This is a genomic window from uncultured Flavonifractor sp., from assembly GCF_944385615.1.
GTDB lineage: Bacteria > Bacillota > Clostridia > Oscillospirales > Oscillospiraceae > Flavonifractor.
This window is the reverse complement of record NZ_CALWXV010000004.1, coordinates 20,181-34,133: the sequence shown is the minus strand read 5'-3', so window position 1 is coordinate 34,133 and position 13,953 is coordinate 20,181. Positions and strand designations below refer to the sequence as shown.

Here is a 13,953-nt window from a genome sequence, read left to right as displayed (position 1 = left end):
TCCATGGAAATGATGTTTCGCGATCTGGTCATCACCGATGCGGATTTTCAGCGGCTGGTCACCTTTATCCATAAAAATTACGGCATCGACCTGAGCAAAAAGCGGCAGCTCATCACCAGCCGTCTCTCCCACTCGCTGAAGGCCAAGGGGTATCCTGATTTCAAATCCTTTCTGGAGCATCTGTTCACCAGCAAGGACCCTGAAGATCTGGAGCTGGTGCTCAATAAATTGACCACCAACTACACCTATTTCCTGCGGGAAAAGGAACACTTCACCTTTCTTCAGAACACTGTCCTGCCCGAGCTGGAGAAGCGCCACCAACGGGACAAGGTGCTGTCCATCTGGAGCGCGGGCTGCTCCAGCGGGGAGGAGCCCTATACTCTGTCCATCTATCTGAAGGAATATTTCGGCACCCAGGCCAATCAGTGGGACACCCGGATTCTGGCCACCGATATCTCTCAGCAGGCCATGGCAAAGGCCAAGGCCGCCGTCTACCAGCCGCCGGCGGATATGCCGGCGGAGTGGCTGCGGCGTTACTTTGTCAAGAACAAAACCGGCCAGGACAGCTATACCGTGGCCCCGGTCATCCGGAACAATGTGATTTTCCGCACCTTCAATCTGATGGACCCCATTCACTTCAAGCTGAAGTTTGACGTGATCTTCTGCCGCAATGTGATGATATATTTTGATCAGAGCACACGGGACGCATTGATTCAGCGTTTTTATGACGCTATGACTCCCAACGCCTATTTGTTTATCAGCCATTCGGAATCTCTGGGCCAGACCCCTCTGTTCCGCATGGTGGCTCCGGCTGTCTACCGTAAAAGCGGCGCCCCGATCCGCTCATAGGAAGGAGCGAACAACCCATAATGTTACCCTCACAGCATAAAATCCGGGTGCTGGTGGTGGACGACTCCGCAGTGGCCCGTACCTTTCTGATCAAAGGCCTGTCCAGCTTTCCCAATGTGGAAGTGGTGGGCTACGCCATCAACGCGCTGGACGCCAAAGCCAAGATCCTCCGGCTGAATCCCGACGTCATGACCCTGGATGTGGAGATGCCCGGCACCAACGGCATTGATTTTCTGGCCAAGCTGCTGCCGGAGCACCCCCTGCCGGTGATCCTGGTTTCCAGTCTGAACCTGCGGGTTTTTGACGCGCTGGCCGCGGGCGCGGTGGATTTTGTCCGCAAGCCAGACAGCGCAGAGGGCAGAGACGCCTTTTTCCGCTCTCTGCACCAGAAGATCGTGGTGGCCTCCTGCGCCAAGGTAGTGCCCCCCCACCGGTCCGAGCCCCATACAGCGGCGGCCCCTGCTGCTCCCGCTCGCTCGGCTGCTCCAGCTGCTCCCGCCGCCCCTGCCATTTTGGGCCGGAGCACCGGCCTGGATCTGGACCGGACCATCATCGGCCTGGGAGCCTCTACTGGCGGTACCGAAGCCACCCTGGAGGTTTTGAAGCGCCTGCCTGCCGATATCCCCGGCATGGTCATCGTCCAACATATGCCCCCCGGCTTTACCGAGATGTACGCCCAGCGCCTCAACAAGCTGTGCGCCATGGAGGTACGGGAGGCCAAAAACGGCGATGAGATCCACCGGGGTCTGGCCCTGATCGCCCCCGCCGATCTCCAGGCACGGGTGGTGCGCATGGGCACCCGGTATACCCTCTCCTGCCAGCCGGGGGAGAAGGTCAGCGGCCACCGCCCGTCGGTGGACGCCCTGTTCTCCTCCATGGCCACCCAGGTAAAATGCCACATGGTGGGTATTATTATGACCGGCATGGGCCGGGATGGCGCCAACGGCCTGCTGGAAATGCGTAAGGCTGGAGCCTATACCATCGGCCAGGACAAAGACTCCTGTGTGGTGTATGGGATGCCCTGTGTGGCCCACGAAATCGGGGCTGTCGCTGTTCAGGCCTCCTGCTATAACATTGCCTCGGTGCTGATGCAGCACCTGAAAAACGAGCGATAAATCGTCTAATTGGGTACAAAAATGACCGCCTTTTCAGGCGGTCATTTTTTATAGTTATGGATTTAGAGTATGTGTCTGGGGGACTCCATCACCGATTTGCAGGCCTGGATCACCTGGGCGATAACCATGGACTCAAATTTGGAGCGATACAGACTGAGAGTAGGAATGGCGGTATCCCCATTGAGCACCACATACTTGGAGGGCAGACGGGTCAGGGCCAGGGCTCGGGCGTCGGCCAGACACCGGGGGCAGGTACACAGGCCGAACATCCGCACATAGCGCTCCAGCCGTTCCTCCACCAGCAGCTCCATCACATTGACGCACACCGCCCCGTCAGGCAGCTTGACCTCCCGGGGCAGGAAGGGAGCCTCCTCCGGCTGAATGGTTGGCTCCGGCCGAGTGGCGGTCTTGGGAGTTGGGTCTGGCGCAGGTGCAGGAACAGGGTCCGGCACAGAAACAGGCTCTGGTGCGGGAGCGGGCTCCGGCACAGCAACAGCCTCCGGTGCAGGAACGGACTGGGGTACAGAAATGGGCTCCGGCGTGGGAGCAGGCGCTTCCACAGGCACAGGCTCCAGCTCCGGTTCCGGTACCGGTTCGGGCATCAGCTCGGATTCCTGCACTTGTTCCGGCTGGGTCTCGGCCAGTTCCTCTTCCAAAGCCTGGCTCAGTGCGCCCCGGATGGTCTCAGACAGAGCCTCGTGGTTGGTCCGTGCCACCTGCAAAATGGGGGCGGTGAGCCGTTCCCCTTCTCTCCGGGCAGGCTGGGCCGGGTGGGCCTCCTTCTCCTGAGCAACAGGCTCCTCTTGAACCTTCTCTTCTTCCTTTGGAGTCTCTTTTGCCCGGACAGGCGCTTTCTCCTTCTTTTCCTTGGGTGCCGGATCAGCCTTGGGCTGCTCCGGCGCCGGGGATGGGGTCTGCTCCTGCTCTGCCGTAGTCTGCGGTTCTTCTTTTCCGCCGCCGGAAAGCAGACTGAGCACATGGTCGGTCTTGCTGGTGCGGCTGCCTTTTTTGCCCGCCATCAGCCTTTGCCTCCCTTCTTAACCCGTGGGAAACGGGCGCCTGCCACCTGGTCGCACAGCTGCTCAAAGTCCTGGGCCGGCTTGGAGGAGGGAGCATAATCCACCACACTCAGCCCATGGGCCGGGGCCTCCGCCACCGATACGCTGCCCCGAATCTTGGCCTCAAAGACCACCGTATGCAGCTGCTGAGCAATCTGGCCCGCCAGCTCCAGCACTTCCCGATTCAGGTTGAATCGAGCTGCATACCTGTTCAGGAGAATCCCCAGCACCTCCAGCCGGGAGTTGAAATACTCCCGCACACTTTCAATGGTCTCCTTGATCTGGGAAACACCCAGCAGGCTGAGCACCTCAGGGGCCATGGGGATGATGAGGCTGTCCACCGCCACATAGGCGTTGACCGTCAGCAGATTCAGGGCAGGAGGGGTATCCACGATGATATAGTCATAGTTTTCCTCCACCTTGGACAGGGCGGTCTTGAGCAAATACTCCCGGCCGGGGCGGTTAAACTCCATCTCCGCCCCCGACAGCAAAATATTTGAGGGCAGCAGATCACATACGTCCGTGTGGGAGATGGCCTCTTGTGGCTCCATCTCTCCCCGGAACACGTCGTAAATCGTAGCGCACCGCTCAATATCCAGGCCCAGACTGAATCCCAGGCTGCCCTGGGGGTCCAGATCCACACCCAGCACCCGGGCGCCCCGGTTGTGCAGACTGGACAGCAGGGCGGCCGCTGTGGTCGTTTTTCCAACGCCACCCTTCTGGTTGGTGACGGCAATCATCGAAGCTGACATACTGATGGCCTCCAGTTCGTCCGCTGGGGCAGTCCGCCTGCCGTTTTTTCCCGATTCCTAGAAAAAAATGCGGCAGGCCCCTTAATCTTTCGCCATGGCGGACGATATAAGTGATGAGAGAATATATAAATACGTTCCAGGTCATTGTACTCAAAAGGCCGATTTTTGTCAATAAGGCGAGCATCTGGTACAGTGTTCCGTGATCCAGTTCTCTTTTTTGAAACTATGAAAAGGGAGTGAATGTTATGGCATCCATCAGCAGTTTGTCCGGCTCTAGTTCCTCTTCCAGCATCTATGGAAACCGTTCCTATAACATCATCTCCGGTCTGGCCAGCGGCCTGGACACGGAAGAGCTCATCTCTGGTCTGGTCCAGAGCTATCAGCAGAAAATCCAGTCTCTTCAGAACAAAAACACCAAATATCAATGGCAGCAGCAGGCCATCCAGAGCATCTCCGACAAGCTTGTAGAGTTTGACCGGAATTACTCCTCCTACATCTACTCTGACACCAACCTGTCTAGCTCCAGCTTCTTCAACAACGCCGTGAAGACCACGACCAACGGCACCAATTCCGCCCTGGTCTCCGCTTCCGGTAAGTCCAGCAGTGATATTGTACTCAATGCGGTCAGACAGTTGGCCAGCTCTGCGCGGTATACGAGCACCAAAAATATTGCCGCCAGCGGCGCCACCGGCTCTGCCATGAAAGACCTTGATGAGAAGATGCCGTTGAGCAAGCTGTCTGGTTCTCTGACCCTCTCCTATGGCTCCAAGAGCGTTTCCATCGACTTTGACAATCAAGATTTGTATGTGGATGAAAACGGTGATTTTGATGCCGCCGCTTATCAAAAAGCGATTGAGGACAAACTGTCGGAGCAAAAGATCACCACCAGTTCCGGTTCCTCCGTCACAGCAGATAGCGTGATCGGCGTCAGTGTAGACAGCAGCGGTAACGTCTCCTTTACCGATAAATCCGGCGGCGGCAACAACGTCTATGTCAGCAGCGTCACCGGAAGCCTGAAGGACATGATCAGTGGCGTCGATTCCGTGATCGGCAAGAAAGGCAGCTTTTCCCTCTCCTCTACCGATGTGGTAGATGAGGACGCCACTGTAGCGGAATATCTGGACGGCAAGTCTATTACCGTTACCCTGGACGGCCAGAGCAAGACCATCAAGCTGCCCTCTCAGGATGATCTGAAAGCAGCAGATCCCAGTGGTTCCATGTCCAATTCGGAAAAATTTGCTGCGGCTCTGCAAACCAAGCTGAACGACGCCTTTGGCGCCGATCGGATCACCGTAGGGGCTAAGGATGGCGCCCTTTCCTTCTCCCCCGTGGGAGCCGGCTCCACGGTTTCCGTCACCTCTTCTGACTCCGGCGTCGCCGCCGCTCTCGGTATGGAAGACGGTTTGACCAGCTATGTGGACACCACCAAGACTCTGGGCCAGTTGGGCATCCTTACCAGCGGCAAGCAGGACCTGGTAATCAACGGGGTGACCATTGGTACCTACGACAAAGACACCGAGCTGAACACCATCATCAACGACATCAACTCCAATACTGAGGCCGGAGTCAACGTCACTTACTCCAAAACCACCAATCAATTTGTCTTTACCGCCAAGGATACCGGCGCAGGCGGACGGATCGAAATTGCAGCAGGCGGCTTGGGAGATTCCCTGTTCGGAGCAACTCTGGATGAGAAGGGAGATCTTCGGAAGGATTTAGGTACCAATTATTCCGAGGGTCTGGACGCCAAGATCAGCGCCACCATCAATGGCCAGACCATGGAGCTGACCCGTTCTTCCAATTCCTTTGACTTAGATGGTATGAACATTACCCTGAATGGAACTTTTGAAGCCAAGACTGACGCTGATAAGGTTACCTTCACCAGCAAGATGGACGCGGATACCATTGTGGATGCGGTGAAGAAGATGGTGGATGACATGAACACCATCATCAAAGAGGTCAAGAACGCCTATTCCACCATGCCGCTGGAGAAGAATGACGGTTCCTCCTATGAGCCCCTTACCGATGAAGATAAGGAGGATATGAGCGATTCCGCCATTGAAACCTATGAGGAAAAAGCCAAGACCGGTATCCTTTTCATGGATCGGGACCTTTCCTCTCTGTACAACGATCTGCGCAACGCCATCTCTGTCAGCGGCTCCGACGGCGCTACCCTGCGCTCCATGGGCATCAGCACCTCTTACTCCGACGGCCTCACCACCATCACCTTTGACGAGAAGGCCTTCCGGGAGGCTCTGGAGAGCGACCCGGACAAGGTACAGGAGGCTTTCACCAAGTCTACGGAGAATGGCGCCGCTACCGATGGTCTGATGGCCACCTTCAAGAAGATCACCGACAAGTACGCCTCCCCCGACGGCGACGTCAAGGGTGTTCTGATTGAGAAAGCCGGTTCTAAGTACTCCCCCAGCGCCGCTTTGGACAATACCCTGCTGAACCAGATGAAGGATATTGAGGATCAAATTTCGGAGTGGCAGGACAAAATGTCCAACAAGGTGGACTATTACACCAACAAGTTCACCCAGCTGGAAATGCTCATGAATCAGATGAACTCCCAGAGCTCGGCCTTGGCTGGCCTGATGGGCGGATAACTGGCCGGGCAGAAAGGAACCGCTATCATGGATTTACGAGGCTATCAGCACTACCGGGAGGACGCTCTGAATACCATGACTCAGGGCGAACTGCTGTTGCTGCTCTATGACGAGTTGGTCAAGCGGCTGACTCAGGCCGAGCTTATGCTGGAGAAAGAGCAGTACCCAGCCTTTGAGATGGCAGTGGACAAAGCCACCGCCATTATCCACTACCTGGACGACACCTTGGATCGCCAGTACGACATTGGCCGTCAGCTGGCCCGACTGTACGAATACTTCTGCTATGAGCTTAGCAGGGTCAAGAACGGCCGCAACAAGACCGAGTTGGCCCGGGTCAAGCGGATGGCCGGCGAGCTGCGGGAGAGTTTCCGTGCCGCCGATAAAAATACCTCTGCCCGATAGGAGCCTGCACTATGTTAAGTGATCAGACCTTGGCCGCCGCTACGGCCATCCAGCGCAAAATGTATACCTCTCTGACAGAGGTGGCCGACCTCACCGATCAGCTGGCCCAGGCAGTGGACCGGCGGGATCAGGTGTCTGTGCGGATGTTTCTGTCCATGCGGCAGGAGGAGATTGACCAGTTGACCAACTGCAAAGCCATACTGCACCGTCAGTGTGCCGAGCTTCCTCCCGAGGACGGCGCACTGCTGCACCAGCTGCTCACAGGCAAGGTCAGCCAGCCCCCCACCTCACCGGACGGCCAGGCATTGCTGCAGCAGGTGGAGAGAAACCGGACCCTGCTGGAGCAGGTCCGTCGGGCAGATCGGGCCGTCAGCCGCCGTCTGGGCGGTCCCACTTCCTATTATGCCAAAAACGGGAAATAGTGCTTTTGACAGCAAAAATGCCCCCTGCCGACCGCATACCGCGCATCGACAGGGGGTTATCCCCGTTTTTTCCATGTCTCACTCTCCCAGTGTAGAAAAGCACCACAGCGGCGCTCCGTTGGTCCGGCTGGCAGACAGCTCGTCCAAAATCAGTTGGGGGTCCCACAGGGCCAGACTGCGGTCCCGGCTGTTTGGGTCGGCCACCAGGATCTCCCCTGTCAGGGACACACCCCGCAGCACAATAAAGTGCCCGCCGCTGGTAAAGTGTCCCGGCCCCATCAGCGCCACCAGCAATTCTCCCGAGGCCAGCATCTGGCACAGTTCGTCGGCGGTGATCTCTCCGCATGCCTGCGCTTCCAGTCCAAACTGCTGGCCCAATCCCTGGATGATGGAGAGATAGGAACCACTGTGGGGGGCCCAGTAGCCATTTTTACAGGCGATCTCCGCCATCTGGGCCGGGTCCACCACCTGGTCACCCAGGCTGGATACCACCATAGACATAGCGGTAGGCCCGCAGCCATAGCCGCTGATGGGATCTCGTCCGTACAGAGAATTTGCCCATGGCTCTTCGCCCTGGTTGAAGTAGACCAGTTCTACCACGCCGCCGGTCAGCACCTCCTGGCCCTGCCGGTCGGCAAATTGGGTGACCTTGGGGTCCTGAACCAGCTCTGCCTCGTCCTCCACCGGCTCTTGGATCATCTGGTTCACCAGCGGTTCCTCCGGCGCTTGGGTCGGGACGGCGGCTTCCACCGCGCTTTGCAGCTTTCCGAACAGCGCTTTGCCCTGTTCCCAGGCGCTTTGCGCCAGCTCCACCACTGGAGTGGTAATACGGTGGAACAACTCGGGTTCCGCAAACCGGCAGACAGCCAGCTCTACCCCGGCTATGCAGGCCAGCGCCAGTACCACCAGCCCCACGGTACGCAAATGTTTCCTGTGTTTCTTTGGTTTGCCCAAGCTTTTGCACCACCTTTTTGGTCGTAAAAGTCATTATAACAAATTTTTCTTTCTTTGTATATAAGGAGCACTCTATGCCGCAAATTTGTTTGGAAGGGGTAGGCAAGGACTATCCTATGGAGCACGAAAAACGGGTGATACACGCGGTCCGCGACGTAGATCTGGCCATTGAACCGGGGGAATTCGTCTTTGTGACCGGCAGCAGCGGCGCTGGAAAAAGCGTTTTGCTGAAGCTGATCGCCTGTGAGATGCAGCCCACCTTCGGCTCGGTTTTTGTCAAAGGAGTCAACGTTACCCGGCTATCCAAGCGGCAGCGGGACCACCGGCGGCTGTGTTTTGGCTATGTGCCCCAGTTCTCCACACTGGCCCGTAAGCGTACCATCGGGGAAAACCTGTCCTCCGTGGCCCAGCTGGGCCGGGGGCGGGGCCGTGGCAAGCAGTCCGTGTCCGAACGGGTACAGAAAGCACTGAATATGGTAGGCTTGGGTCATACCACCAACCGCTATCCTGTGGAGCTTTCTTTGGGAGAGAGCCGCCGGGTGGAGCTGGCCAGAGCCATCATCAATAACCCGGAAATCCTGGTGCTGGACGAGCTCACCGCCAATCTGGACGAGGACGCCGCCTGGGATATGTTTCTCTTTTTATCTGAGCTTAATCATCATGGAATCACCATTATTATGGCTACCCACGCCAAAAAATTTGTCAACCTCATGCGCCGCCGGGTCATTACGCTGGTGGACGGAACCATCTTTGGAGACGTACAGAAAGGCCGATATGGCGACGTGGTGTGACGGTTCTATCCCAGAAATTCCGGTCTGTCTGTACAGATAGGCCGCGTTATAATATAAGTCCGTTTTAAACCGTTTCAGGAGGATATCGCAATGAAAAACAGGAAGGTTGGAAGCAAGGTTTTAATTTCTTTCGCAGTCACACTAGTGTTGTCGCTGCTGATGAGCGTCCTTTCCATCAATACGATTCTCTCAGTGCGCAGCAATTACATTGGAATTCTGTCCGGCCCCATTGAAATTGTGGACGCCGCCCAGGAATGTGAGAGTGAAATCAACGCCGTCGCCCGCCAGCTGCGGGATATGGCGTTGTTTGGATATGACTCCGGCACAGCCAGTAAAATCTCTGACTCCCTGGATATTATTGATGAATCGATCAACACCATCCAGACACTCTATACCGGCACCGATGGACTAGACGATCAGTTTATCCAGGCAATTGAAAGCTGGAGATCTTCTTTTTCCGACATTGACAGCGCGCTGCAGGCCGACAACATTTCCCTGGCCCAGCAGCTGATCAAAAATGAGTGTACCCCCAAACTGAATGTGGCCATAGAGGCCGGACATGCTCTGATGGATCAGCTGGTACAAAATAGTACAGTGCAATCCAATCATGTCATGTTCACCAGCACCCGGGACGTGGTAGTCCTGGTGATTCTCATCATCCTGATCGCTGTGGTGGGCGTTCTGCTGAACCTGTATGTGGTGCGCTCCATTTCCCGTCCTCTGCGCCAGGCGGAGCAGGCCGTGGTGGCCTTCAGCCAGGGCGATCTGTCCTATGACCTGGAGTACCGGTCCAAAGATGAGATCGGCGGCATCTGCGATGCGGTGCGAACCTCTCAGGATATTCTGCACAACGCCATTGAGGACATTGTTTCCGTGACCAAGAGCCTGGCTGACGGGGATCTGGCCTGCTCCATGAGCCAGCAGTATCCCGGCGAGCTGGCCCCCATCAAGGATAACATCGAGTATCTGCTGAACCAGCTCAATGACACCATGAGCGGCATTCTCCAGTCCGCCGACCAGGTGGCCGCCGGCGCCGATCAGGTTTCCACCGGCTCCCAGGGGCTGGCTCAGGGCGCTACCGAACAGGCCAGCGCCGTGGAGGAACTGGCCGCCACCATCAACGATCTGGACCATACCGCCCGGAGCAACCGGGAAACCGCCCAGACCGCCAAGGAGCGGGCCGACCTGGCCTCCGGTCAGGTGCGCATCAGCAACGAGCGGATGCAGGAGATGCGCAAGGCCATGTCCGATATTCTGACCAGCCAGGAGAATATCAGCAAGATCATCGCCACCATCGAGAACATCGCTTTCCAGACCAATATTCTGGCCCTGAACGCCGCCGTAGAGGCCGCTCGGGCAGGCAGCGCTGGCAAGGGCTTTGCCGTGGTGGCCGACGAGGTACGCAACCTGGCCTCCAAGTCCGATTACGCTGCCAAACAGACCAAGAAGCTCATCGAGTCCTCTATGGCTGCGGTGCAGCATGGCGGCGAGCTGGCCGAGGACGTGGATGCCAACATGCAGAAGACGGTGGAGTATGCCAGTGTGGCCATTGAGTACATGGACAAGCTGGCTGAGAGCACTGTCTCCGCGGAAGAGGCCATTGCCCAGCTGACCACCGGCATGGACCAGATCTCCAGCGTGGTACAGACCAATTCCGCCACCAGTGAGGAGTCTGCCGCCGCCAGCCAGGAGCTGTCCTCTCAGGCTGTGATGATGAAGCAGATGGTCCAGCGGTTCCGGCTGCGGGACAGCGCATCCCCCTTTGCCTCCTTCACCGCTCCCTCTGCCCCTGATACCACCTCTGCCCCCACTCCCTCCTTCACCCCCACCGAGCAGGAGCACCCCGCTCCCGTTGAATCTTTTATGGAGGAGCCTGTGGCCGACGAAAATCGCTTCAGCAAGTATTAAACCCTTATTTCTGGTGGAAGCTACCATCAGAGCCTTTGGCGCGTTTTGCGCCTGGAAGAAGCCCTTGGTAAAGCGCCCTCAGGGCGCGGGTATATCATGTTCTGTCCAGTGGACAAATCATAGATGCAACGGGCTATATCCCGTCAAAAAAGTGGCATAGCCACTTTTTTGACGCTTTACGGAAACCGCCCTTTCAGGCTGTTTCCTCATTTCACACAAGTCCGGGGCCATCCCCGGTTTTCAGGAAAGGAGTTTGCTGTCTGATGTCTGAAACGGCTGTATCCTCTCCCCGCCCCCACCAGAGCCAGGAGCTGATTTATGCGCTGGATATCGGCACCAGAAGCGTGATCGGTATTCTGGGGACCAAGGAGGCGGGCAAAATCCGGGTCCTGGCCATGGAAAAGCTGCTCCACACCCATCGGGTCATGATGGATGGACAGATTGAGGACATCGCCCAGGTGGCTGCTGCGGTACGCGCGGTCACCGACCGTCTGGAGCAGGATATGGGCTGTAAGCTGGAGCGGGCCAGCGTAGCCGCCGCAGGGCGGGCCCTGCGCACCGAGCAGGGTCATGCTTTGCGGGAACTGTCCGCCCCCGAGCCTGTCACCGCCCCTCTCATTGCCCAGCTGGAGGCAGCGGCGGTAGCCGAGGCCGAGCAAACCATTCGCGCCAGCGAGGGGGACGCCCAGCAGCTGCTGCTGGTGGGGTACACCGCCATCCAGTATCAGCTGGACGGCTATCCCCTGGCTACTCTGCTGGGCCACACCGGCCGGCGGTTGGAGACCCAGGTGGTAGCCACCTTCCTGCCCAGCGGGGTCATCGACAGCCTGTATGCAGTCATGCGGCAGGCTGGTCTGGAGGTGGCCAGTCTGACTTTGGAGCCCATTGCCGCCCTCAACGCCGCCATTCCAGCGGACCTTCGCCTGTTAAACCTGTGTCTGGTAGACATTGGGGCGGGCACCTCGGATATCGCCGTGTGCCGGGACGGCAGCGTGGTGGGCTACACCATGGCCACCGTGGCAGGCGACGAGATCACCGAGGCCTTGATGAAAGAATACCTGGTGGACTACACCACCGCAGAACAGATGAAGTCCCAGCTGTCCCAATCGGACACCCTGACCTTTACCGACATTTTGGGTCAGAAGCAAAGCTGCACCAATCAGCAGGCCCAGGCCACGCTGGAACCCGCTGCCCAGCTGCTGGCCAAAGAGATCAGCCAGCGGGTATTGGATATCAATGGCTCCGCCCCCTCCGCCCTGTTTTTGGCTGGCGGCGGCAGCAAGCTGGACGGTCTGGGAGAAAAAATCGCCGCCGCCCTGGATATGGACCCCAAACGGGTGGCGGTGGCCGGCGGTCACTTCAAGACCTCCGCTTTTTCCGACATTCTCACCCTGGAGGACCCGGAGTATACCACGCCGCTGGGCATTGCCGTATCGGCGGGACTGGGCCTTATCAGTGACAGCTGTCAGGTCACCCTCAACGGTACCCGGGCCAAGCTCTTCCGCAGCGGCGATCTGTCGGCCATGGATCTGCTGATGATGAACGGTTATACCTACTTCGACCTGTTGGGCAGAAGCGGCAAGCCTCTGGTCCTCCAGGTGGATGGACGGCGCACCGTTTTTCATGGGGAACCCGCCCTGCCCGCTCGCCTGCAAATCAACGGGTCCGAGGCCCAGCCCTCCGCCCTGGTCCATGCGGGAGACCGGGTGGACTTTATCCCCGCCGTGGCCGGTCAGGACTGCCGCCTCACCGCCGCCCAGCTGGCTCAGCGCCTGGGCGCACGCTCTCTCACCGTCAACGGAGTATCTCCCCAGCCGGATGAGCTGGTGCCCTCCGGGGCCTTTGTGGTGGTCTCCAAAGAGGAAGAGCCCCCTGCGGCCCAGCCAGAAGCCCCTCCTCCGGTCCAGGAGCAAACAGAACCGGCGGACCCTGTTCCCGCCCGGCAAGAAGAAACGCCTGCTCCGGTCCAGCCTCCGGTGGAACCGGCCCGTCCGGTTCCCACCCAGGCAACAGCGCCGGCAGCTCCCGTTCAGGCCCAGCCTGTAGTAAAACCGGAAGCGCCCATCCCTGCTCCAGCTGCGCCCGCCTGCACCGTTTTTCTGAACGGCCAGCCGGTCTCTCTGCCCCCCAAGGCGGATGGCGCGCCCCATTATGTCATGGACCTGCTGGAGCGCTCCGGTATGGACTTTAAGCACGCGCAACGGCCGGTGGCCATTCGGGTCAACGGCGCGGATTGCCTGTTCCAGCAGGTGCTCCAGGCCGGTGACCAGATCAGCATTGGATATGAAGACGAGGTGAATCCCCTTTGAAGTTCGCGGTAAAAGCGGCGGCCCCTCTGTTGACGGCGGCGCTGCTGCTCTCAGGCTGCGGCGGCGGTCAGGAGCCGCCCCAGACCTATGACCTGGTGGAGAAGACCCTTCCCGCTTTGAATCAAGCAGTGACTCTGGACGATGGTTTTACCTTTGAACAGACCACAAATGAGGAGGACGGTTCGGTCACCTATATCTATTCTCAGCTGTCCAGCGGCGGCGAAACCACCCAGGCGTATACTCAAATCCTGGAGTCCGATTACGACTGCACTGTGTGGACCGATCAGGACACAGGAAAGGCGGACTTTTCCGCCGACTCCGGGGAGGCCAAAGCCGCCCAGCCCCTGGAGGACTCGGAAGAAGTCTTTCTGCTGACCATCCAATGGGATGAGACCTCCTGTTCCATCACACCCTCTCTGGCCCAGAAGGATGTGCTGCCCTCCTCCAACACCGACCTGGGGATGACGCTGGATGAAGCGGTCTCCTATTTTGAGAGCATGCCGCCTTCCTATCTGGGGCTGTCAGGCAGCAGCATGGACGAGTATCAGGTCTATCCCCAGGAGGGTACCGCCTTTTTGGACGGGGAGCCCTGCCTGCGTATGAACGTCTACCTGGCCGAGACCCATCAGCTTGAGCAGAGCTATCTGCTGACCCTTCCCGCCCGGCAGGTGTATGTCCTGGACGAGGAAACCGGACAGGCTGTGCCTCTTGGCTGAGCGTCGCCTTTTCTGACGTTCGTGCAAAGGCTCTTTCAACTTTCCATTTACTTCAAACAGGCGTGCTG

The 13,953-nt window shown here is 58.2% G+C and carries 12 protein-coding genes; 9 read left to right on the top strand and 3 right to left on the bottom strand.

All coding sequences use genetic code 11. From position 1 onward, the window contains the following. The first annotated feature begins 3 nt into the window (after positions 1–3). The gene (locus Q0J75_RS02355; RefSeq protein ID WP_363315698.1) at positions 4–849 is read left to right on the top strand and encodes a CheR family methyltransferase; all 846 of its coding nucleotides are present in this window, start codon (positions 4–6) and stop codon (positions 847–849) included. 20 nt (positions 850–869) lie between these two features. Beyond that, positions 870–1,964, top strand: coding sequence for a chemotaxis-specific protein-glutamate methyltransferase CheB (gene cheB, locus Q0J75_RS02350; RefSeq protein ID WP_297196419.1), 1,095 nt, complete (start codon positions 870–872; stop codon positions 1,962–1,964). A 62-nt stretch (positions 1,965–2,026) separates the two neighbouring features. Here the strand turns inward: cheB and Q0J75_RS02345 are convergent, their stop codons facing one another. Continuing rightward, the gene (locus Q0J75_RS02345) at positions 2,027–2,983 is read right to left on the bottom strand and encodes a late competence development ComFB family protein (protein ID WP_297196415.1); all 957 of its coding nucleotides are present in this window, start codon (positions 2,981–2,983) and stop codon (positions 2,027–2,029) included. Continuing rightward, positions 2,983–3,774, bottom strand: coding sequence for a ParA family protein (locus tag Q0J75_RS02340; RefSeq protein ID WP_297196413.1), 792 nt, complete (start codon positions 3,772–3,774; stop codon positions 2,983–2,985). The genes Q0J75_RS02345 and Q0J75_RS02340 overlap by 1 nt, the downstream gene beginning before the upstream one ends. A 245-nt stretch (positions 3,775–4,019) precedes the next feature. On the opposite strand from Q0J75_RS02340, the gene fliD reads away from it, so the two are divergent. From fliD to Q0J75_RS02325, 3 genes are read left to right on the top strand one after another with little or no spacing between them, the layout of a single operon-like run. Further along, entirely contained in the window at positions 4,020–6,383 is a 2,364-nt protein-coding gene (gene fliD / locus Q0J75_RS02335) for a flagellar filament capping protein FliD (protein WP_297196411.1), read from the top strand. Between the two features lie 27 nt (positions 6,384–6,410). Further along, on the top strand, positions 6,411–6,785 hold the full coding sequence (locus Q0J75_RS02330) for a flagellar export chaperone FliS (protein ID WP_297196409.1): 375 nt from the start codon (positions 6,411–6,413) through the stop codon (positions 6,783–6,785). Positions 6,786–6,796: 11 nt separating this feature from the next. Beyond that, a complete protein-coding gene (locus tag Q0J75_RS02325; RefSeq protein ID WP_297196407.1) occupies positions 6,797–7,207 on the top strand; it encodes a hypothetical protein in 411 nt (136 codons plus the stop codon). Positions 7,208–7,285: 78 nt separating this feature from the next. Here the strand turns inward: Q0J75_RS02325 and Q0J75_RS02320 are convergent, their stop codons facing one another. Continuing rightward, a complete protein-coding gene (locus tag Q0J75_RS02320) occupies positions 7,286–8,161 on the bottom strand; it encodes a C39 family peptidase (protein ID WP_297196405.1) in 876 nt (291 codons plus the stop codon). Positions 8,162–8,235: 74 nt separating this feature from the next. Here Q0J75_RS02320 and Q0J75_RS02315 point away from each other — a divergent pair, with 74 nt between their 5' ends. The 4 genes from Q0J75_RS02315 (at position 8,236) to Q0J75_RS02300 (ending at position 13,885) form a co-directional block, all read left to right on the top strand. After that, positions 8,236–8,952 carry a cell division ATP-binding protein FtsE gene (locus Q0J75_RS02315; protein ID WP_297196403.1) on the top strand — a complete coding sequence of 239 codons (717 nt, stop codon included), beginning with the start codon at positions 8,236–8,238 and terminating at the stop codon, positions 8,950–8,952. Positions 8,953–9,042: 90 nt separating this feature from the next. After that, positions 9,043–10,860 (top strand): methyl-accepting chemotaxis protein, encoded by a 1,818-nt coding sequence (locus Q0J75_RS02310; protein WP_297196401.1) that lies wholly within the window; start codon positions 9,043–9,045, stop codon positions 10,858–10,860. A 263-nt stretch (positions 10,861–11,123) separates the two neighbouring features. Then, on the top strand, positions 11,124–13,169 hold the full coding sequence (locus Q0J75_RS02305; protein ID WP_297196399.1) for a cell division FtsA domain-containing protein: 2,046 nt from the start codon (positions 11,124–11,126) through the stop codon (positions 13,167–13,169). Continuing rightward, positions 13,166–13,885: a hypothetical protein gene (locus Q0J75_RS02300; RefSeq protein ID WP_297196398.1), complete on the top strand. Its 720-nt coding sequence runs from the start codon at positions 13,166–13,168 to the stop codon at positions 13,883–13,885. Before Q0J75_RS02305 ends, Q0J75_RS02300 begins: the two co-directional genes overlap by 4 nt. Positions 13,886–13,953: the final 68 nt, after the last annotated feature.

Bases quoted from the DNA above. Each gene is read 5' to 3' on its own strand.
- Q0J75_RS02355 (WP_363315698.1), top strand. From the start codon at position 4: ATGGAAATGATGTTTCGCGATCTGGTCATCACCGATGCGGATTTTCAG.
- cheB (WP_297196419.1), top strand. From the start codon at position 870: ATGTTACCCTCACAGCATAAAATCCGGGTGCTGGTGGTGGACGACTCC.
- Q0J75_RS02345 (WP_297196415.1), bottom strand. From the start codon at position 2,983: ATGGCGGGCAAAAAAGGCAGCCGCACCAGCAAGACCGACCATGTGCTC.
- Q0J75_RS02340 (WP_297196413.1), bottom strand. From the start codon at position 3,774: ATGTCAGCTTCGATGATTGCCGTCACCAACCAGAAGGGTGGCGTTGGA.
- fliD (WP_297196411.1), top strand. From the start codon at position 4,020: ATGGCATCCATCAGCAGTTTGTCCGGCTCTAGTTCCTCTTCCAGCATC.
- Q0J75_RS02330 (WP_297196409.1), top strand. From the start codon at position 6,411: ATGGATTTACGAGGCTATCAGCACTACCGGGAGGACGCTCTGAATACC.
- Q0J75_RS02325 (WP_297196407.1), top strand. From the start codon at position 6,797: ATGTTAAGTGATCAGACCTTGGCCGCCGCTACGGCCATCCAGCGCAAA.
- Q0J75_RS02315 (WP_297196403.1), top strand. From the start codon at position 8,236: ATGCCGCAAATTTGTTTGGAAGGGGTAGGCAAGGACTATCCTATGGAG.
- Q0J75_RS02310 (WP_297196401.1), top strand. From the start codon at position 9,043: ATGAAAAACAGGAAGGTTGGAAGCAAGGTTTTAATTTCTTTCGCAGTC.
- Q0J75_RS02305 (WP_297196399.1), top strand. From the start codon at position 11,124: ATGTCTGAAACGGCTGTATCCTCTCCCCGCCCCCACCAGAGCCAGGAG.